This window comes from Enterobacter cloacae complex sp. R_G8, assembly GCF_024599795.1.
Taxonomy (GTDB): Bacteria; Pseudomonadota; Gammaproteobacteria; order Enterobacterales; family Enterobacteriaceae; genus Enterobacter; species Enterobacter dissolvens.
In genome coordinates this window covers 4,111,692-4,131,725 of record NZ_CP102246.1, presented here as the reverse complement: position 1 = coordinate 4,131,725, position 20,034 = coordinate 4,111,692, and the positions used below count along the sequence as shown (strand labels likewise).

19 protein-coding genes are annotated in these 20,034 nt (G+C 57.6%); 16 read left to right on the top strand and 3 right to left on the bottom strand.

Features of this window, described 5'->3' with window-relative positions; translation table 11 throughout:
* The first annotated feature begins 153 nt into the window (after positions 1 to 153).
* From NQ842_RS19645 to NQ842_RS19615, 7 genes are read left to right on the top strand one after another with little or no spacing between them, the layout of a single operon-like run.
* Positions 154 to 873 carry a FadR/GntR family transcriptional regulator gene (locus tag NQ842_RS19645; protein WP_046888780.1) on the top strand — a complete coding sequence of 240 codons (720 nt, stop codon included), beginning with the start codon at positions 154 to 156 and terminating at the stop codon, positions 871 to 873.
* Positions 870 to 1,883 (top strand): ABC transporter ATP-binding protein, encoded by a 1,014-nt coding sequence (locus tag NQ842_RS19640; protein WP_257256228.1) that lies wholly within the window; start codon positions 870 to 872, stop codon positions 1,881 to 1,883. The genes NQ842_RS19645 and NQ842_RS19640 overlap by 4 nt, the downstream gene beginning before the upstream one ends.
* On the top strand, positions 1,880 to 2,962 hold the full coding sequence (locus NQ842_RS19635) for an ABC transporter ATP-binding protein (RefSeq protein WP_063427266.1): 1,083 nt from the start codon (positions 1,880 to 1,882) through the stop codon (positions 2,960 to 2,962). Before NQ842_RS19640 ends, NQ842_RS19635 begins: the two co-directional genes overlap by 4 nt.
* Before the next feature lie 2 nt (positions 2,963 to 2,964).
* Positions 2,965 to 4,479, top strand: coding sequence for an ABC transporter substrate-binding protein (locus NQ842_RS19630; protein WP_014830773.1), 1,515 nt, complete (start codon positions 2,965 to 2,967; stop codon positions 4,477 to 4,479).
* Between the two features lie 18 nt (positions 4,480 to 4,497).
* Positions 4,498 to 5,439, top strand: a complete 942-nt coding sequence (locus NQ842_RS19625; RefSeq protein ID WP_020686308.1) for an ABC transporter permease — start codon at positions 4,498 to 4,500, stop codon at positions 5,437 to 5,439.
* Positions 5,440 to 5,441: 2 nt separating this feature from the next.
* Complete coding sequence (locus NQ842_RS19620) at positions 5,442 to 6,317, top strand: ABC transporter permease (protein WP_046888777.1); 876 nt, start codon at positions 5,442 to 5,444, stop codon at positions 6,315 to 6,317.
* Between the two features lie 9 nt (positions 6,318 to 6,326).
* Positions 6,327 to 7,928: a gamma-glutamyltransferase family protein gene (locus NQ842_RS19615; protein ID WP_257256944.1), complete on the top strand. Its 1,602-nt coding sequence runs from the start codon at positions 6,327 to 6,329 to the stop codon at positions 7,926 to 7,928.
* Positions 7,929 to 7,980: 52 nt separating this feature from the next.
* On the opposite strand, the gene NQ842_RS19610 is transcribed toward NQ842_RS19615, so the two are convergent.
* Both NQ842_RS19610 and fadE read right to left on the bottom strand, forming a co-directional pair.
* Positions 7,981 to 8,751, bottom strand: a complete 771-nt coding sequence (locus NQ842_RS19610; protein WP_032646957.1) for an amidohydrolase — start codon at positions 8,749 to 8,751, stop codon at positions 7,981 to 7,983.
* 108 nt (positions 8,752 to 8,859) lie between these two features.
* The gene (fadE, locus tag NQ842_RS19605) at positions 8,860 to 11,304 is read right to left on the bottom strand and encodes an acyl-CoA dehydrogenase FadE (RefSeq protein WP_046888774.1); all 2,445 of its coding nucleotides are present in this window, start codon (positions 11,302 to 11,304) and stop codon (positions 8,860 to 8,862) included.
* 239 nt (positions 11,305 to 11,543) lie between these two features.
* Here fadE and lpcA point away from each other — a divergent pair, with 239 nt between their 5' ends.
* Both lpcA and NQ842_RS19595 read left to right on the top strand, forming a co-directional pair.
* Positions 11,544 to 12,122, top strand: coding sequence for a D-sedoheptulose 7-phosphate isomerase (gene lpcA, locus NQ842_RS19600; RefSeq protein ID WP_013095727.1), 579 nt, complete (start codon positions 11,544 to 11,546; stop codon positions 12,120 to 12,122).
* 53 nt (positions 12,123 to 12,175) lie between these two features.
* Entirely contained in the window at positions 12,176 to 12,943 is a 768-nt protein-coding gene (locus NQ842_RS19595; RefSeq protein WP_014830779.1) for a class II glutamine amidotransferase, read from the top strand.
* Here NQ842_RS19595 and dpaA read toward each other — a convergent pair.
* Positions 12,914 to 13,654 (bottom strand): peptidoglycan meso-diaminopimelic acid protein amidase, encoded by a 741-nt coding sequence (dpaA, locus tag NQ842_RS19590; protein ID WP_013095729.1) that lies wholly within the window; start codon positions 13,652 to 13,654, stop codon positions 12,914 to 12,916. The two genes, NQ842_RS19595 and dpaA, sit on opposite strands and share 30 nt — an antisense overlap.
* Positions 13,655 to 13,952: 298 nt before the next feature.
* On the opposite strand from dpaA, the gene NQ842_RS19585 reads away from it, so the two are divergent.
* The 7 genes from NQ842_RS19585 to nqrM are packed head-to-tail and all read left to right on the top strand — an operon-like array spanning position 13,953 to position 19,993.
* Positions 13,953 to 15,296: a Na(+)-translocating NADH-quinone reductase subunit A gene (locus tag NQ842_RS19585; RefSeq protein WP_257256227.1), complete on the top strand. Its 1,344-nt coding sequence runs from the start codon at positions 13,953 to 13,955 to the stop codon at positions 15,294 to 15,296.
* Positions 15,297 to 15,299: 3 nt separating this feature from the next.
* The gene (locus NQ842_RS19580) at positions 15,300 to 16,535 is read left to right on the top strand and encodes an NADH:ubiquinone reductase (Na(+)-transporting) subunit B (RefSeq protein WP_023620470.1); all 1,236 of its coding nucleotides are present in this window, start codon (positions 15,300 to 15,302) and stop codon (positions 16,533 to 16,535) included.
* Positions 16,528 to 17,322: a Na(+)-translocating NADH-quinone reductase subunit C gene (locus NQ842_RS19575; RefSeq protein WP_014830782.1), complete on the top strand. Its 795-nt coding sequence runs from the start codon at positions 16,528 to 16,530 to the stop codon at positions 17,320 to 17,322. Before NQ842_RS19580 ends, NQ842_RS19575 begins: the two co-directional genes overlap by 8 nt.
* The gene (locus tag NQ842_RS19570; RefSeq protein ID WP_014882676.1) at positions 17,315 to 17,953 is read left to right on the top strand and encodes an NADH:ubiquinone reductase (Na(+)-transporting) subunit D; all 639 of its coding nucleotides are present in this window, start codon (positions 17,315 to 17,317) and stop codon (positions 17,951 to 17,953) included. Before NQ842_RS19575 ends, NQ842_RS19570 begins: the two co-directional genes overlap by 8 nt.
* A 6-nt stretch (positions 17,954 to 17,959) precedes the next feature.
* Positions 17,960 to 18,556: an NADH:ubiquinone reductase (Na(+)-transporting) subunit E gene (nqrE, locus tag NQ842_RS19565; RefSeq protein ID WP_257256226.1), complete on the top strand. Its 597-nt coding sequence runs from the start codon at positions 17,960 to 17,962 to the stop codon at positions 18,554 to 18,556.
* 10 nt (positions 18,557 to 18,566) lie between these two features.
* Positions 18,567 to 19,790 carry an NADH:ubiquinone reductase (Na(+)-transporting) subunit F gene (gene nqrF / locus NQ842_RS19560; RefSeq protein WP_014830784.1) on the top strand — a complete coding sequence of 408 codons (1,224 nt, stop codon included), beginning with the start codon at positions 18,567 to 18,569 and terminating at the stop codon, positions 19,788 to 19,790.
* Between the two features lie 2 nt (positions 19,791 to 19,792).
* Entirely contained in the window at positions 19,793 to 19,993 is a 201-nt protein-coding gene (nqrM, locus tag NQ842_RS19555; protein WP_072095035.1) for a (Na+)-NQR maturation NqrM, read from the top strand.
* Positions 19,994 to 20,034: the final 41 nt, after the last annotated feature.

Genomic DNA, 20,034 nt, shown 5'->3' with positions numbered 1-20,034 from the left:
AATTAACAGGTTACCATCCTTTACACGGCGAAATTTTGAACCAATATAAAATTGGTTCGTTTATTGCTTAATCATTAGCACGATAAGTAGCGCCTCATATCAATAACTTATCGTTAATAACAATAAAGCAATGATGAAAGCGAGCGAACCAATATGGAAAAACCGTCACGGTTTCTGGCAAATTCCAGCACCGCGCTTGAACAATTGCGCGGTCTTATTCACCAGCACGAGTCAACACCAGGCCTTCCGCTGCCCACAGAACGTGAGCTGTCGGAAACTCTCGGCGTAGGACGACGTGAAGTGCGTCGTGCGCTGGATGTGCTGGAAGAAGAGGGACGGATCTGGCGTAAGCAGGGCAAAGGTACCTTTATTGGTCCTGCTGCGCCTGTGGAACCGCTTGCCCTTCAGGGATTGGTTCAGCAAACCAACCTTCTGGAAGTGATGGAAGCTCGTCTACAGCTCGAACCCGGCTTAGCCCGGCTTGCGGCACTGCGTGCCACCAGGGAAAACCTCGCGCTCATGCAGCGCATGCTGGAACGCATCGATAAGGTCAGCCCGGATGACCGCGATCTGAATGAACTGTGGGACAGCGCCTTTCACCGCGCCATTGCGGAGGCCGCAGGCAATCGCCTGATGCTCGGTCTTTTTGATGCCATTGATGCCGTGCGGCGTGAGCCGGGCTGGCAGCATTTGCGTGAGCTTGCCCGAACCCCCGAACGCGTCGATGTCTACAACGACCACCATCATAAAATCATGTCTGCGATTATCCATCGCCAGCCCAACGAAGCAGCGGCCGCCATGCGCGAACATCTGCTTAGCCTGCAAAACGCCCTGATACAGGCGATTCACCTTGAGGACGACTTCACGCTATGACGACGATTCCGTTTAAGGAAGCCACTCCTGTACTGCGCCTGCAAAACCTCAACGTTAAATTCGCCGGCTCGCCGGTGAGCGTGCTTGACGGTATCTCGCTGACGGTGAAAGCGGGCGAAACGCTGGCGCTGGTGGGGGAGTCCGGCTGCGGGAAGAGTATCACCTCCTTAGCACTGATGGGTCTACTGCCCGCCAGCGCGCAGATTGTCAGCGGTGACATGCAGTTTCGTCGCCACGATCTGCGAAAACTCTCCCCGCGGGAATATGCCGATCTTCGCGGTAACGAGCTGGCGATGATTTTCCAGGAGCCAATGACCTCACTCAACCCCGCCTTTACCCTGGGGGATCAGCTCAGCGAAGCGGTTATGCGCCATCAGAATGTTCCGCGCGCACAGGCGATCAAGTTCGCGCTGCAGATCCTCGAGAAGGTACAGATCCCGGCGGCAGAGATGCGCCTGAAAGCGTATCCGCACCAGCTTTCCGGCGGCATGCGCCAGCGCGTGATGATTGCGATGGCACTGATTAACCATCCGCGTTTGCTGATTGCCGACGAGCCGACCACCGCACTGGACGTTACCATTCAGGCGCAGATCCTCGCACTGCTTAACACCTTAAAAGAGGAGACCGGCACGGCGGTGCTGATGATCACCCATGATTTAGGCGTGGTGGCGGAAGTGGCGCAGCAGGTGGCGGTGATGTATGCCGGGCAGGTGGTGGAGCAGGGGAGCGTCGAGGCCATCTTTGCCGATCCACAGCACCCGTACACCATTGGTCTGATGGGCTCTATTCCGTCCGCGGGTGCCCGTAAAGGACCGCTTGCCACCATTCCCGGCGCGGTTCCCCTGCCGGAATCCATGCCGAAAGGCTGCCGCTTTGCGACCCGCTGCCCCTTCGCGCAAACGCGTTGCCATAACGAAAAACCGTCTCTCGCGGCGCAGGGGGCTGACCATCGGGTCGCCTGCTTCCGTGTGCCGCTGGAACAACACATTGCGCTGGGAGAGATCGCATGACCACGCCCATTCTTGAAGCCCGTGACCTGAGCAAGCGCTTCCCTGGCCCGAAGAAACTGTTCACTCCAGCCCGCTTTGTGACGGCGGTGGATCGCGTTTCCCTCTCCGTGATGCCCGGTGAAACGCTGGCGATTGTCGGGGAATCCGGGTCCGGCAAATCCACGCTCGGCCGTCTGCTGCTGCGTTTGCTGGCCGCCAGCGAAGGACGTGTGTTTTATCAGGGGGAGGAGATCACACTCGCCTCGGGAGCCCGTCTCAACCAGCTGCGCCGTGAATTACAGATTATTTTTCAGGATCCTTTTGCGTCGCTAAACCCGCGCATGACGGTTGAGCAGATTGTGGGTGAGCCGCTGTGGCTGCATCAGGAGATGAAAAAAGCCGATCGTCACTATCGCGTCGCGGAACTGCTTAAAACCGTGGGCCTGCCTGCCGCCTGGGCGGCGCGTTTTCCGCACGAGTTTTCAGGTGGGCAACGCCAGCGTATTGGTATTGCGCGTGCGCTGGCTTCCGGGCCAAAACTGCTGCTGGGTGACGAGCCCGTCTCGGCGCTGGATGTTTCCGTGCAGGCGCAGGTGATCAATCTGCTGGAAAGCCTGAAGCATCAGCTGGGGCTAACAATGGTGATTGTGGCCCACGGCCTGGCGGTCATCCGCCATATGAGCGACCGCGTGGCAGTGATGTATCTCGGGCAGATCGTTGAGCTTGCCAGCGTCGACGAGATCTTTGACGCGCCTCTCCATCCTTACACCCAGGCGCTCATCGCCTCTGCGCCGCAGATGCAGCCGGGCGCCCGACGCGCTGCCCCGTTGCTGCAAGGGGATTTACCGAACCCGGCCGATCCCCCGACCGGGTGCCGATTCCATACCCGTTGCCCGTATGCCACGGATGAATGTCGCCTTGCCGAGCCCATTAATCAGGTGCTGGAAGGCGGACGCCAGATTGCCTGCCACCGCTGGCAGGAGATTAACCGCGATCGCAGTGTTATCCAGATAGCACCGCCGTCTGCCGCCTTTCTGCGCCGCCGCGCGCTGTTTGAACACGCGGTCTCTCACTCCTCCCTTCCTTCAAGGAACTCATGATAATGACAATGCGTAATTCTCTTTTGACCGTACTGGGAAGTGTTATGTTGCTCGGCGCGGCGCTGCCCGCCCAGGCTGAAAGCGTGCTGCGAGTAGGGCTGGGTGCAGACCCGGACATGCTCGATCCGCATCTGGCGCGCACCTATTATGGCCGCTTCGTTTTTGCCTCCCTGTGCGACAGGCTGGTGGATGTGGACGAAAACCTGAAAGTGGTGCCGGGTCTGGCGAAAGAGTGGACCTGGAGCGAGGATGGCAAAACCCTGACCTTCAATTTGCGTGAAGGCGTCACCTTCCATGACGGCGAAAAATTCGATGCGGCAGCGGCAAAATACAACCTCGACCGGGCGCTGACCTTAAAAGGCTCTCTGCGTAAAAGTGAAATATCGTCCGTGGAGTCCGTTGAGGTCACCGGCCCGATGCAGATTGCGCTGCACCTGAAAACGCCTGACGCTGCGCTGCTGATGCAGCTCACCGACCGCGCCGGGGCGATGATGGCCCCCGAAGCGGCGAAAAAGCCTGACTTTGCCGCCCATCCGGTCTGTTCCGGCCCGTACAAATTCGACAGCCGCGTGTCGCAGGACCGCATTGTTCTGACCCGCTTCGACAACTACTGGAATAAAGACGCCTACCACTTCGACAAAATTATCTATCTGCCGATCCCGGATGCCTCCGTGCGTCTGGCGAACCTGCGCGCAGGCGATCTCGATCTGACCGAAGGTATCGCTGCCAGCGACGTTAAAACCGTCGAAGCCGACAGCAAGCTGGCGCTGGCGAAGGTGACCGGGCTCGGGTATCAGGGCATCACCTTTAACATCAACAACGGCAAGGTGCCGGCTAACGATCCATTTAAGGATGCCCGCGTGCGCGAGGCGTTTTCTCAGGCCATTGACCGCGATGCGCTCAATCAGGTGGTCTTTGAAGGGCTGTATACCCCTGCTAACCAGGCGTTTTCGACGGTAAGTCCGTATCACGTCAACCTGCCGGTGCCACCGCGCGACGTCGAGAAGGCCAAAGCGCTGTTGAAAGCCGCAGGCGTCACTACGCCGCTGAACGTGAATCTGCTGGTGCCGAACAACCCAACCTCGCAGCAGGTGGGTCAGGTACTGCAGGCGATGGTGGCCGAGGCGGGCTTTACCCTGAATCTACAGATGACCGAGTTCGCCACGTTGCTCGATCGCCAGCAGAGCGGCGACTATCAGCTGAGTTTCTCCGGATGGTCAGGCCGCCCGGACCCGGACGGCAGCATCTACGGTTTTATCCACAGCAAAGGGACGCTTAACGACGGACGTTACAGCAATGCGCAGGTTGATGAGTGGCTGACGCAGGCGCGCCTCAGTACTGACAAAGCCGTTCGCCAGCCGCTGTACGACAAGGTGGTGAAGCAGCTGCAAACCGACATGCCGATTGCCTACCTCTACTTCGAGCCGCGCATTTTCGGGCTGAACAAAAGCGTGCAGGGCTTTAAACCTTATCCGGACGGCATCGTGCGTCTGGCCGGTGTGACGCTGGCGAAATAACCGTCCTGAGGAGAACCCATGCTGGAACTGATTTGCAAACGGCTGCTGCTGGCCATTCCGACCCTGCTGCTGGTGAGCATGATGGTGTTCGGGCTGCAGAAGCTGCTGCCCGGCGACCCGCTGATCGCCATGGCGGGTGAGGAACGCGATCCGGCGGTGATCGCCCAGCTGCGCGCTGAGCTCAATCTGGATGCGCCTATCCCGGTGCAGTATTTCCACTGGCTGACGCGTGCGCTGCAGGGCGATCTTGGGGTCTCCTTACGCACGCACGAACCGGTGACCGAGCTGATCGCCAGTAAACTGCCGGTCACGCTGGAGCTGTCGCTGCTGGCGATGATCATCGCCCTGGTATTCGGCATCAGCATGGGGATCCTCGCGGCCGTGAACAAAAACAGCTGGGTCGATCACGGGGCGAACTTTGTGGCGATCTCCGGGATCTCGATACCGCACTTCTGGCTCGGGATCCTGCTGATTCTGGTCTTCTCGGTCAATCTGCAATGGCTGCCCGCGTCCGGCTACGTGCCGTTTAGTGAAGATCCGGTGCAGAACCTGCGGACGTTGCTGCTGCCTGCCGCCGTGCTCGGCACCGGGCTGGCGGCCACGCTGATGCGCCATACCCGCGCCTCCATGATCGCCGTGCTCAAGGCTGACTACATCCGCACCGCGCGGGCCAAGGGGTTGCTGCCAAAAGCCGTCATCATCAAGCATGCGTTTCGCAACGCGCTGGTGCCGGTGATCACCCTCACCACGCTACTGTTCGGCGAGCTGCTGGGGGGCGCGGTGCTGACCGAGCAAGTCTTCACCATTCCGGGGTTTGGCAAAATGATCGTCGACTCGGTGTTTAACCGCGACTATGCGGTGGTGCAGGGCGTGGTGTTGATCGTGGCGATTGGCTTCCTGCTGCTGAATCTTTTGGCCGACGTGCTGTACGTCCTTATCAACCCGAAAATGCGAGGTTAATCATGGCGGAACTGACAACTCAAACCGTTGCCCCGGTTCTGCCCCGCGCGCAGAACCGGGTGCTCAAGAAATTTCTCGCCAATAAAAGCGCGGTGATTGGCGCGGCGGTGGTGGGCTTCTTTGTGCTGGTGGCGCTGCTGGCACCGTGGATCGCGCCGTTCGATCCGGTGAAAGCGAATTTTCTCGCGGTGCGCAAAGCACCCTCGGCGATGTACTGGTTCGGCACTGACGAACTGGGGCGCGATATCTTATCCCGCATTATCTGGGGGGCCAGAACCTCGCTGATGGCGGGGTGTATGTCGGTGGTGATCGCGGTGGTCATCGGCGTGCCGCTGGGGCTGGTGGCAGGCTACTTTCAGAAAATGTGGGACGGGGTGATCTCTCGCGTTATCGAGGCGCTGCTGGCCTGTCCGTTCCTGATCATGGCGATCGCCCTCGGGGCGTTTTTAGGGCCAAGCCTGACCAACGCCATGATCGCCATTGGCCTTTCCGCGATGCCGATCTTCGCCCGCCTCACGCGCGGCCAGGTGATCGCCATTCGCAACGAAGAGTACATCGACGGCGCGCGGGCGATCGGCCTGCCGGATCGCTGGATCATCATCAAATATGTCCTGCCGAACGTGATGTCACCCATTCTGGTGCAGGCTACCCTGGCGATTGCCTCAGCGATTATCGCCGAAGCCAGCCTCTCGTTTCTGGGTCTGGGGCAGCAGCCGCCGAACCCTTCCTGGGGCTCAATGCTTAACACCGCCAAAGGCTTCCTTGAGCAGGCGCCCTGGATGTCCATTTTCCCCGGCGTGGCGATTTTCCTTGCCGTGCAGGGCTTTAATTTACTCGGCGACGGGCTACGCGATGCGCTCGATCCGCGCCACGACTAAGGAGTCATGATGACCAAAGCGCTTGATTTTACGTCCGGTTACGCTTCGCGACGCCCGCCGATGATGGGCCATAACGCGGTTGCCACCTCGCAGCCGCTGGCGGCGCAGGCGGGGATGAAGATGCTGCAGCTGGGCGGCAACGCCGTTGATGCGGCTGTCGCCACCGCGATGGCGCTGACGGTGGTTGAACCCACCGGCAACGGGATTGGCAGCGATGCTTTCGCCATCGTCTGGGATGGCGAAAAGCTCCATGGCCTGAACGCCTCCGGCCGTTCGCCTGCGAGCTGGCACGCGGATCTGTTCGCTGGCAAAACGGCGATGCCGGAAATCGGCTGGGATGCGGTAACCGTGCCCGGCGCGGTATCGGGCTGGGTGGCACTGGCGGAGCGTTTTGGCACGCTGCCGCTGACCACGCTGGCGCAGCCTGCCATTGAGTATGCGCGTAACGGTTTTCCCGTCTCACCGCTGATTGGTCATCTCTGGCAGCGCGGTTATAACAAGCTCAAAGACCAGCCGGGCTTTAGCGCCTGCTTCGCGCCGGAAGGCCGTGCCCCGCGCGTGGGGGAGATCTTCCGTAACCCGGCGCAGGCGAACTCGCTGGAGCTGATTGCAAAAACCAACGGCGAGGCGTTTTACCGGGGCGAGCTGGCGCAGAAAATTGCCGCCTTCGCCAAAGCGCACGGTGCCCATTTGACGGCTGAGGATCTGGCGAATCATCGTGTGGACTGGGTGGATCTGTTGTCGCGCGACTTTGCCGGCGGTTCGGTGCAGGAGCTGCCGCCGAACGGGCAGGGGATCGCCACGCTGATTGCACTTGGCATTCTGGAGCAGTGCGGCATTGAGCACCATCACCCGGATTCCGTGCAGTCCCTGCATTTGTCTATTGAGGCGATGAAGCTGGCGCTGGCGGATCTCGACCGCTACGTGGCGGATGAAGCGCACATGGAGTTTGCGGCCAAAGAGCTGCTGAGCGACCATTATCTGAAGTCGCGCGCTGCGCTTATCGACCCTGATAAAGCCTCGGATTTTGAGTACGGTTCGCCGACGCAGAGCGGCACGGTCTACATCAGCACCGCGGATGCCAGCGGGATGATGGTTTCGTTTATCCAGTCCAACTTTATGGGCTTTGGTTCAGGGATTGTGGTGCCGGATACCGGGATCAGCCTGCAAAACCGCGGCTGCGGATTTGTGCTGGATCCGAAGCACCCGAACGCGCTGGCGGGCAGCAAGCGTCCGTTCCACACCATCATTCCGGGCTTTGCGATGGACGGCAACGGCAAGCCGCTGATGTCGTTTGGCGTGATGGGCGGCCCAATGCAGGCGCAAGGGCATATGCAGATGGCGCTGCGCATCATGCTGCACGGGCAAAACCCGCAGGCGGCCATCGATGCCCCGCGCTGGCGCGTGGTGCAGGGCAGGGAGGTGATCGTCGAATCAACGTTCGATCGCAATACCATTGCCGCCCTGCGTGAACGTGGCCACCACATCGTCGTGGAAGATCCGCTCCAGGAGTATAACTTTGGCGGTGCGCAGGTGATTTACCGGATGCCGGAAGGGCACTACGTGGCCGCGACGGAGAGCCGCAAAGACGGGCAGGCGCTGGTGAGTTAATCTTTTATCCTCCCTCTCCCTTGAGGGAGAGGGTTCGGGTGAGGGGAAAATGTCACCCAATACTAAACGGATCCGCATCCTGCCAGGCGGGGAACTTCTCGCGATACTCCTTCAACGCCGTCAACGACAGCTCGGCATCAATCCGCGTCGCCTGATGCGGCTCGGCGGTGGCGATGATCTCACCCTGTGGATTCACTACCCGGCTGTCGCCGCGATAGTGATGCCCATTGCCGTCGGTTCCCACGCGGTTACAGCCCACCACGTACGCCTGGTTTTCAATTGCGCGTGCCACCAGCAGCGACTGCCAGTGCAGGGAGCGCGGCGCAGGCCAGTTGGCGACATACAGCGCAAGGTCGTAATCGTTGCGGTTGCGTGACCAGACCGGGAAGCGCAGGTCGTAGCAGACCAGCGGCAGAATACGCCAGCCGCGCCACTCGAACACCACGCGTTCGTTGCCGGCTTCATAATGATGATGTTCATCGGCCATGCGGAACAGGTGGCGCTTATCGTAGAAGTGCACCTTTCCTTCCGGCTCAACCAGCAGGAAGCGGTTCACCGGGCCGCGTTCCGTTTGCAGGGCGGCGCTCCCGGCGATCAGCGCGTTGGTCTGCTGCGCTTTGACGTGCATCCAGGCGACCACCTCATCCTGCGGCATAGACTGTTGTGCGGCTTCCATCGCAAAGCCCGTGGTGAACATCTCCGGCAGGACAATCACATCGCGCCCGGTAATGCCTTCCAGTTGACGATCAAAGTGGCGCAGGTTGGCAGGACCATCCATCCACACTAAAGGTTGCTGCAAAATCGAAATCTTCAGACCAGGCACAATTCAGACTCCTCAAACGACCACTTTTTGACACTGTAGCACGACATAACGAGAAAATGTGGCAATAAAAAACCCCGCGCGGGGCGGGGTTTGTCAGGACGAAACGCGTTATGCGGCTTCCGGTTTACGGTGTTTCTCCGGCAGCTTTACCGGCTGTGTCGCCAGCTCGTCCGGCTCGAAGTCATCCACGTTAATGCTGCGCAGACGGCTCTCTTCGGCTTTCACCAGAATAGCGGCTTCATTGTTGTCGATAATCCCCCCCGCCAGAGCCTGTTTCGCCAGTTCATCCAGGCGGGTAAACGGCAGGTTTTTGCCCAGCTGTTTGCAGATCTTCTGGTGAATCGGGTCGGCAGCCATCACATCCAGCAGCGCCTCTTCCAGCAGACCCACCGGGTTATGCGGCGTTGGGGTCAGATACTGACCGCGGCCGATACGGGAGCGGGTTGCGCTCGGTACCTGCAGGATCTTCGCCACTTTATGATCCAGCCTGTCGGACGGTGCCAGGTGATGACGTCCGGTCGGGAAGATCACCACGCGCAGGGCGCCTGCGACAAAGCGGTTCGGGAAGTTCGCCAGCAGGTCGTCAATCGCCTGTTCTGCCTGATACATCGCATCCTGCACGCCCCAGTGCACCAGCGGCAGATCCGCTTCCTGACGGCCTTCATCGTCGTAGCGTTTCAGTACCGCAGAGGCCAGGAAAATCTGGCTCAGCACATCCCCCAGACGGGCAGAGATACGTTCACGACGCTTCAGGCTACCGCCCAGTACCGCCATGGAGACGTCGGACAGCAGCGCCAGGTTGGCGCTCAGCCGGTTCAGATGCTGGTAATAACGTTTTGTCGCATCATGGGTTGGCGTGGCGCTGGTCAGCCCGCGGGTCAGGCCCAGCCAGAAGCTACGCACTTTGTTGCTTCCCACATGACCGATATGTTTGAACAGCAGTTTATCGAAGGCATCCACGTCGTTATTCTGCGCGGCAGCCATCTCTTCCAGCACGTACGGATGGCAACGAATCGCCCCCTGGCCGAAGATCATCATGCTGCGGGTGAGGATATTGGCCCCTTCAACGGTGATGGCGATCGGTGCGCCCTGATAGCCACGCGCCAGGAAGTTGCCTTCGCCGAGCATAATGCCTTTCCCGCCCGCGATATCCATTGCATCAATGATTGACTGCTGTGCGCGGTGGGTGCAGTGGTACTTCACAATCGCGGACAGTACGGCCGGTTTTTCACCCAGCATAATGCCGTAGGTAATTAACGACGCGGCAGCATCCATCACGTAGGCGTTGCCTGCGATACGCGCCAGCGGCTCTTCAATGCCTTCCATCTTGCCGATGGAGATTTTGAACTGACGACGGATGTGCGCGTAGGCACCAATCCCCATCGCCACCGATTTCAGCCCGCCGGTTGAGTTCGACGGCAGGGTAATGCCGCGACCAACGGACAGACATTCCACCAGCATACGCCAGCCCTGACCGGCCATTTTCGGCCCACCGATGATGTAATCAATCGGCACAAAGATATCCTGACCGCGGGTCGGACCGTTCTGGAACGGTACGTTCAGCGGGAAGTGACGACGACCGATTTCAACGCCCGGGGTAGAGGTGGGGATCAGCGCACAGGTGATGCCCAGATCTTCTTCGCCGCCCAGCAGTTTTTCCGGGTCGGAGAGTTTAAACGCCAGCCCCAGTACGGTGGCGACGGGGGCGAGGGTGATATAACGTTTGTTCCAGGTCAGGCGCATACCCAGCACCTGCTCGCCCTGCCATTCGCCCATGCAGACCACGCCGGTATCCGGGATGGCACCTGCATCGGAACCTGCTTCCGGGCTGGTCAGCGCGAAGCATGGAATCTCCTGACCACGTGCCAGACGCGGCAGATAGTGATCTTTCTGCTCTTTGGTACCGTAATGCTGCAGCAATTCGCCCGGGCCTAAAGAGTTAGGTACGCCTACGGTGATCGCCAGGATCCCGGAGACGCCGGCCAGTTTTTGCAGCACGCGAGCCTGAGCATAAGCGGAGAATTCCAGACCGCCGTACTCTTTTTTGATGATCATCGCGAAGAAGCGATGCTCTTTCAGGTATGCCCACAGCTCCGGCGGCAGGTCGGCCATTTCATGAGTGATGGCAAAGTCATTGGCCATGCGGCAGGCTTCTTCCACCGGACCATCGATAAAGGCTTGTTCTTCCGCCGTCAGACGCGGTTGCGGATAGTTATGCAGTTTTTTCCAGTCCGGGTTGCCCTGGAACAGGTCGCCTTCCCACCAGGTGGTACCGGCATCAATCGCTTCTTTCTCGGTGCGCGACATCGGCGGCATCACTTTGCGGAACCCTTTGAACACCGGCGCGGAGATCATCGACTTACGCATCGGCGCCAGGTTAAACGGCAGAAGAATGATGGCCAGCGGCACTAAAAGCCAGATATTCCAGAGACCTGCGACGCCAAGCGCAGCCGTCCAGGCCAGAAGAATCAGGCTGCTCAGGAATAAACTTACACGGTGATAGAACAACACACCGAGCAGGACAACGGTTGCGAGAATGCTCAAAATCATCATAAAGAAAAGCTCCCTTGCTTGTAGGAGGTCTGACCACTTGTGATGATATGGTTGTAGTTGATGTCATTTCCTTTAGCAATGTGTTTACAAAATAATTACAACCTGGTTCACATTGTTCGCGTTTTACCCGGCACGAAAAAGCAAAACGCCGGACGTTTCTCATGGCTTTAGCTTCTCGCTTTTCCTGCTATCCGGTACACTCCACTGTGTTATTTCATCAATACTGAAGGATTATCCTCATGTACCAGGATCTTATTCGTAACGAACTGAACGAAGCGGCGGAAACGCTGGCTAACTTTCTGAAAGATGATGCCAATATTCACGCTATTCAGCGCGCGGCGGTCCTGCTGGCCGACAGCTTCAAAGCCGGTGGCAAAGTGCTCTCCTGCGGTAACGGCGGCTCCCACTGTGACGCGATGCACTTCGCAGAAGAGCTGACCGGACGTTATCGTGAAAACCGCCCGGGCTACCCGGCGATTGCGATTTCCGACGTGAGCCACATCTCCTGCGTGGGCAATGATTTCGGTTACGACTACATTTTCTCCCGCTACGTTGAAGCGGTGGGTCGTGAAGGTGACGTGCTGCTGGGTATCTCCACCTCTGGCAACTCCGGCAACGTGATCAAAGCGATTGCTGCGGCGCGTGAAAAAGGGATGAAAGTCATCACCCTGACGGGCAAAGATGGCGGTAAGATGGACGGTACCGCGGACGTTGAAATCCGTGTTCCGCACTTCGGTTATGCTGACCGCATTCAGGAAATTCACATCAAAGTGATCCATATCCTGATCCAGCTGATCGAAAAAGAGATGGTTAAGTAAGACTTCGCTGGGGGGCAGCAATGCCCCCCGCAGTTGTGGAGTGGAGGTGATCTATGTGCGAACTGCTCGGGATGAGCGCCAATGTGCCAACCGATATCTGCTTTAGCTTCACCGGGCTGGTACAGCGCGGTGGGGGAACCGGGCCGCATAAAGACGGCTGGGGTATCACCTTCTACGAAGGCAAAGGGTGTCGCACGTTCAAAGATCCGCAACCCAGCTTCAATTCACCGATAGCTAAACTGGTGCAGGACTACCCCATTAAGTCCCGCTCGGTGATCGCCCATATTCGCCAGGCAAACCGCGGCGAAGTGGCGCTCGAAAACACCCATCCGTTCACCCGTGAGTTGTGGGGCCGTAACTGGACCTACGCGCATAACGGGCAACTTACGGGCTATAAGTCGCTGGAGACCGGGAATTTCCGCCCGGTTGGCGAAACCGACAGCGAAAAAGCCTTTTGCTGGCTGCTGCATAAGCTGACAGAGCGTTATCCGCGCACCCCGGGCAACATGGCGGCAGTTTTTAAGTATATTGCGTCGCTGGCGTCTGAACTGCGCGAAAAGGGCGTGTTTAACATGCTGCTGTCTGACGGGCGCTATGTGATGGCGTTCTGCTCGACGAACCTGTTCTGGATCACCCGCCGTGCGCCGTTTGGCGTGGCAAAGCTGCTCGATCAGGATGTGGAAATTGATTTTCAGAAAGAGACCACACCAAATGATGTGGTCACGGTGATCGCTACGCAGCCGCTGACGGGCAACGAGACCTGGCAAAAGATTATGCCAGGCGAGTGGGTACTATTTTGTCTCGGGGACCGTGTAATTTGATGCCAGCTGTGGGTGGACAACTTCGTGGCTCAGCGGTTTGCTGACCACATAACGGCCATCCACAACCGAGACGACAGGCGGCTTGTGCGTTTGCTCGAAATAGTCATACCCCGGTTTTAGCTGTTTCCAGAAATCCGCGTAGTAAGAGTACTTGTGACGCGCCATGTTGGCATCGGTCATGCGGAACGGGTAGATGCTGACCTGAACGTTTGGCTGACCAAAGACCAGTGCGCCCGTGACAAACTGGAAAATCTCATCAATGCCGGAATCGGTCATCGCGTAACAGCCGATCGAGACACAGGCACCGTGGATCATCAGGTATTTCCCTTCGTAACCGTGTGCACGGTCAAAGGCATTCGGGAAGCCGATATTGATCGCTTTATAGAAACGGCTATCCGGTTTTAGCTGGTTACGCTGAACGTTGTAAAACCCTTCCGGGCTTTTGAAATCGCCCTGACGCTGTTTTGGCCCCAGGCCACCGGAGTAGTTACAAATCTTGTAGCTGTCGAGCAGCTGATATGTCTCACCCATTTTCACAAACAGGTCGAGTGTGCGTTCTTCCTTGAAGATTTGAATATAAACGGGGGATCCCATTAGCTGCTGTTTATATTCTTTGCTCACAGGCGTGGTTGAACTGTTGCTGCTGAGCAGCCCGGCAAACGACACGCACGGAATCAGGAGCATCGCAATGAACAATGCGATTTTACGCATACTACAAGTTCCTTGATAAAACTAAGACCAACTTGCCAGAACGGCAAAAGAGACCCGAAATCAGATTAATCTGTTAGGAGCGCTCACATTAGCACCGCTATAGATTTTCGCAAGAGCGGAGCAGTTAGTTTACAAATTAGTTTTACTTTATAACCCATCACAATCGCGTTGACTCCAGGAACTTTGCGTATCAGTTCGCAATTTGGAACCTGTGGCGGCGTTTTCTCTGCCCGGAAAACACCGGAAATGGTAAACTTCACGCCCTCTGAAGAGTTGTTCACGGAAACTTGCTAACCACATGTTTAAAATAAGAAAAGGACTTGACCTGCCCATCGCAGGCGTGCCCGAACAGCACGTTTCGGCAGGCGCAAGCGTTCGCCATGTTGCCATTCTGGGTGACGATTACGTGGGGATGCGCCCCTCAATGCTGGTCCAGCAGGACGATCGCGTCATTAAAGGGCAGGCGCTGTTCGAAGATAAAAAAAATCCCGGCGTGATGTTCACCGCCCCTGCCAGCGGCACCGTTGTGGCGATTAATCGTGGGGAGCGCCGCGTGTTGCAGTCGGTGGTTATCCGCATTGAAGGGGATGAACAGCGTGAGTTTGCCCATTATGAAGCCGCAGACCTCGCGGCGTTGAGCCGTGAAACCGTTCAGGCGCAACTGCTGGACGCCGGTTTGTGGACCGCATTTCGCACTCGCCCCTTCAGCAAAACACCTGTGCCCGATACGGTTCCGGCCGCTATTTTCGTGACGGCAATCGACACCAACCCGCTCAGTGCAGACCCGCAGCCGGTTATTCTGGCACAACGCCAGGCCTTTGATGCCGGGCTGACCGTTCTCACGCGGTTGACGTCCGGGAAAGTGCATGTCTGTCAGGCCAGTGGTGGTAAACTCGGCGGTCATCCGCAGGGACAGGTCACGTTTAACGAATTTGCAGGCCCGCATCCGGCGGGGCTGGTGGGGACGCATATTCACTTTCTTGAGCCGGTCAGCCTGACAAAACAGGTCTGGCACCTTAACTATCAGGACGTGATTGCCATCGGCAAACTCTTTACCACCGGTAAGCTCTGCACAGAGCGAGTGATCGCGATTGGCGGGCCGCAGGCGGCACACCCGCGCCTGGTGACGACGCTGTTGGGGGCGGATATCAATGAACTGCTGGACGACGAAACCAAAGCGGGTGAAAACCGTCTGATTTCCGGTTCGGTACTCAGCGGCCGTCATGCCGTTGGGTCGCAGGCCTATCTGGGGCGCTTCCATCTGCAGGTGAGCGTGGTTCTGGAAGGGCGCGAGAAAGAGCTCTTCGGCTGGGTGCTGCCAGGTGCAGAAAAGTATTCCGTCACCCGCACCACGCTCGGCCACTTCCTGCGTCATAAGCTGTTCAACTTCTCCACCAGCACAAACGGCGGCGAGCGCGCCATGGTGCCGATTGGCAACTACGAGCGTGTTATGCCGCTCGATATTCTGCCGACCATGCTGCTGCGCGATCTGCTTGCCGGAGACACCGACAGCGCCCAGGCGCTCGGTTGTCTTGAACTGGACGAAGAAGATCTGGCGCTCTGCACCTATGTCTGTCCGGGCAAATACGAATATGGACCGGTATTGCGCGAGGTGTTAACCCGCATTGAGCAGGAAGGATAACCGATGGGCTTAAAACACCTCTTTGAAAAAATTGAGCCGCACTTTACCGAGGGTAAACTGAAAAAGTATTACCCGCTGTATGAAGCGACGACCACCATTTTCTACACGCCGGGGCTGGTGACGAAAGGGGCGGCGCACGTTCGTGACGCCATCGACCTGAAGCGAATGATGATTCTGGTCTGGTTTGCCGTCTTCCCGGCAATGTTCTGGGGCATGTACAACGTGGGGCTGCAGACCATTCCGGCGCTGCATCATCTGTACGATGCTCAGCAACTGGCGCAGGTGATCCAGTCTGACTGGCACTACCGTCTGGCGCAGTCGCTGGGCGTGAGTTTTGCCCCAGATGCGGGCTGGGTCAGCATGATGACGCTGGGGGCGGTGTTCTTCCTGCCGATCTACATCACGGTATTTATCGTGGGCGGCTTCTGGGAAGTGCTGTTTGCCATTATTCGCAAACATGAGATCAACGAAGGCTTCTTTGTTACTTCCATTCTGTTTGCCCTGATTGTCCCGCCAACGTTGCCGCTCTGGCAGGCCGCGCTGGGGATCAGCTTTGGTGTGGTCATCGCGAAAGAGATCTTCGGGGGAACCGGGCGTAACTTCCTCAACCCTGCGCTGGCAGGGCGTGCGTTCCTGTTCTTTGCCTATCCGGCACAAATCTCCGGCGATCTGGTGTGGACGGCCGCAGACGGTTTCTCCGGCGCGACGCCCCTTTCACAATGGGCGGCGCACGGCGGTGAAACGCTGGTCAATAACGCGACAGGCCAGCCCGTGACCTGGTTTGATGCGTTTATGGGCAACATTCCTGGCTCCATTGGGGAGGTCTCCACGCTGATGATTTTAATTGGCGGGGCGATCATCCTGTTTGGTCGCGTGGCCTCCTGGCGGATTGTCGCCGGTGTCATGATCGGCATGGTGCTGACTGCCACACTGTTCAACCTTATTGGTTCCGCCACCAACCCGATGTTCTCCATGCCGTGGTACTGGCATCTGGTGCTGGGCGGTTTTGCCTTCGGCATGATGTTCATGGCTACCGATCCGGTCTCTGCTTCCTTTACTGACAGAGGGAAATGGAGCTATGGCGTGCTCATTGGGGTGATGTGTGTCCTGATTCGTGTGGTCAACCCGGCCTATCCGGAAGGGATGATGTTGGCCATTCTGTTTGCCAACCTGTTTGCGCCACTGTTCGATTATCTGGTCGTGCGCGCCAACATTAAGCGGAGGAAGGCACGTGGCTGAAATCAAAAATAACGACAGCATCGGCAAAACGCTGCTGGTGGTGCTGGTCCTGTGCCTGGTCTGTTCCATTGTGGTGGCTGGTTCTGCCGTGGGGTTAAAGCCGCGACAGCAGGAGCAGCGCGCGCTGGATAAACAGCGCAACATTCTGGCCGTCGCCGGGCTGATGCAGGAAGGGATGAGTGCAGACGATGTGTCGGCCGTCTTTGCTGAGCGCATTACCGCGCGTCTGGTGGATTTAAAAACGGGTCAACTGCTGGATAAAGATCCGGCGAAATATAACCAGGCGCTGGCATTAAAAGACCCGCAGATGAGCCTGACGCTGGACGCATCCCAGGATCCGGCGGGCATCAAGCGTCGCAGCAATCTGGCTGAAGTCTATCTCGTGCGCGATGAACAAAAACGGGTGCAGGAAGTGGTGCTGCCTATTTACGGCAACGGCCTGTGGTCAATGATGTACGCCTTTGTGGCGCTTGATACGGATGGCCGCACCGTGAAAGGTATCACCTACTATGACCAGGGCGAAACGCCGGGGCTCGGCGGTGAAGTGGAGAACCCTAACTGGCGCGCGCAGTTTGTTGGCAAAAAAGTGCTCGACGATAACGGTCTGCCTGCCCTGAAGGTGATGAAAGGGGCCGCTCGTCCTGGTGACGACTACGCCGTTGACGGGCTTTCCGGCGCCACGCTCACCTCCAAAGGGGTGCAGCACAGTTTTGATTTCTGGATGGGCGAGCTCGGTTTTGGTCCTTTCCTGAAAAATGTACGTGAAGGAGCGCTGAACCATGGCTGATACGGGTGAACTGAAAGAAGTTAAAAAGGTGCTCATCGGCCCGCTGCTGGCCAACAACCCCATTACCTTACAGGTGCTGGGCGTCTGTTCGGCGCTGGCGGTGACCACCAAGCTGGAAACAGCGGTAGTGATGACGCTGGCAGTAACGCTGGTTACTGCGTTTTCCAGCATGTTTATCTCCATGATCCGCCATCACATTCCGAATAGCGTGAGGATCATCGTCCAGATGGCGATCATCGCCTCGCTGGTGATTGTGGTCGATCAGCTGCTGCGTGCCTTTGCCTATGAAACCTCAAAACAGCTCTCGGTGTTTGTGGGGCTGATCATCACCAACTGTATCGTGATGGGGCGTGCAGAAGCCTACGCCATGAAAATGCCTCCGCTGGCGAGCTTTATGGACGGCATTGGTAACGGCCTCGGCTACGGCGTGATCCTGCTGACCGTGGGGTTCCTGCGCGAGTTGATTGGCAGCGGTAAGCTGTTTGGCATCACGGTGCTGGACACGGTGCAGAACGGCGGCTGGTATCTGCCAAACGGCCTGTTCCTGCTGGCTCCAAGCGCATTTTTCATTATCGGTTTGCTGATCTGGCTGATTCGTACTCTGAAGCCAGAACAGCAGGAAAAGGAGTAACCGACAATGGCTCATTACCTGAGTTTGTTTGTGCGCGCGGTGTTTGTTGAAAACATGGCGCTCGCGTTTTTCCTCGGCATGTGTACGTTCCTTGCCGTGTCCAAAAAGGTGTCGACGGCGTTTGGCCTGGGCGTCGCGGTTACCGTGGTGCTTGGCCTGTCGGTGCCAATCAATAACCTGGTGTACAACTTTGTGCTGCGTGACAGCGCGCTGGTGGAGGGGGTGGATCTCAGCTTCCTGAACTTCATCACCTTTATCGGTGTGATTGCGGCGCTGGTGCAAATCCTTGAGATGATCCTCGATAAGTATTTCCCGTCACTCTACAACGCGCTGGGGATCTTCCTGCCGTTGATCGCGGTGAACTGCGCCATCTTCGGTGGCGTCTCGTTTATGATTCAGCGTGATTACAACTTCAGCGAATCAATTGTGTATGGTTTCGGCTCCGGGATCGGCTGGATGCTGGCTATCGTCACCATGGCGGGGATCCGCGAAAAAATGAAATATGCCAACGTGCCTGCAGGCCTGCGTGGCTTAGGGATCACCTTTATCACCACCGGTCTCATGGCGCTGGGCTTTATGTCCTTCTCCGGTGTGCAGCTATAAGGGCTAACTGATGGAAATTATGCTTGGCGTGGCGATGTTCACGCTGATTGTACTGGTGCTGTCGGGGTTGATTCTGGTAGCGCGCGCGAAGCTGGTGAATTCCGGCGATGTCATTATCGATATCAACGATGAACCGCAAAACCAGATCCGCACGCCAGCCGGCGATAAACTGCTGAATACGCTTGCCGGCAACGGCATCTTCGTCTCTTCGGCCTGCGGTGGCGGTGGCTCCTGCGGGCAGTGCCGCGTAAAGGTGAAAGAGGGCGGTGGCGATATTCTGCCCACTGAACTGTCGCACATCACCAAGCGTGAGGCGAAAGAGGGCTGCCGTCTGGCCTGTCAGGTCGCCGTGCGCCAGAACATGAAAATTGAACTGCCGGAGGAGATTTTCGGCGTCAAAAAATGGGAATGCGAAGTTATCTCCAACGATAACAAAGCCACCTTTATCAAAGAGCTTAAACTGCGGGTGCCTGAAGGAGAGAGCGTTCCGTTCCGGGCGGGGGGCTATATCCAGATTGAATGTCCGGAGCACACCGTAGCCTACGCTGACTTCGATGTGCCTGACGAATACCGTGCCGACTGGGATAAATTCAATCTCTTCCGCTTTGTCTCTGAGGTTAAAGAGCCCGCGCTTCGTGCTTACTCCATGGCGAACTACCCGGAAGAGAAGGGTATCATCATGCTTAACGTGCGTATCGCCACGCCGCCGCCAGCGGTACCGCATGCGCCGCCGGGCGTCATGTCATCGTATATCTGGTCATTAAAACCAGGCGACAAGGTGACCATCTCCGGCCCGTTTGGCGAGTTCTTTGCGAAAGAGACGGACGCCGAAATGGTATTTATCGGCGGTGGTGCAGGTATGGCGCCGATGCGTTCGCACATTTTCGACCAGCTCAAGCGGCTTGGCAGTCAGCGTAAAATCAGCTTCTGGTACGGGGCGCGTTCACTGCGTGAGATGTTCTATGACGATGAGTTCGAACAGCTGGCGCGTGAAAACCCTAACTTCACCTTCCATGTGGCGCTCTCCGATCCGCAGCCGGAAGATAACTGGACCGGCCATACGGGCTTCATCCACAACGTGCTGTATGAAAACTACCTCAAACAGCATCCTGCGCCGGAAGACTGCGAGTTTTATATGTGTGGTCCGCCAGTGATGAACGCTGCAGTGATCAAGATGCTTAAAGATCTGGGCGTGGAAGATGAGAACATCCTGTTGGACGATTTTGGAGGCTGATGATGCTGACGTTTCTGGCCACCTTCGTGGTCTTTGTGCTGGTGATACTCGGCATGTCGTTAGGCTGGATCATTAAGCGCAAAAGCATTCAGGGCAGTTGCGGTGGGATCTCGTCCATTGGCATGGAAAAGGTCTGCGACTGCCCGGAACCGTGCGACGCCCGCAAAAAACGGATGGCCCGCGAACAGCAGCGCATCATTTAATCTGGTAGGTCGGGTGAGGCGAAGCCACCACCCGACAATTC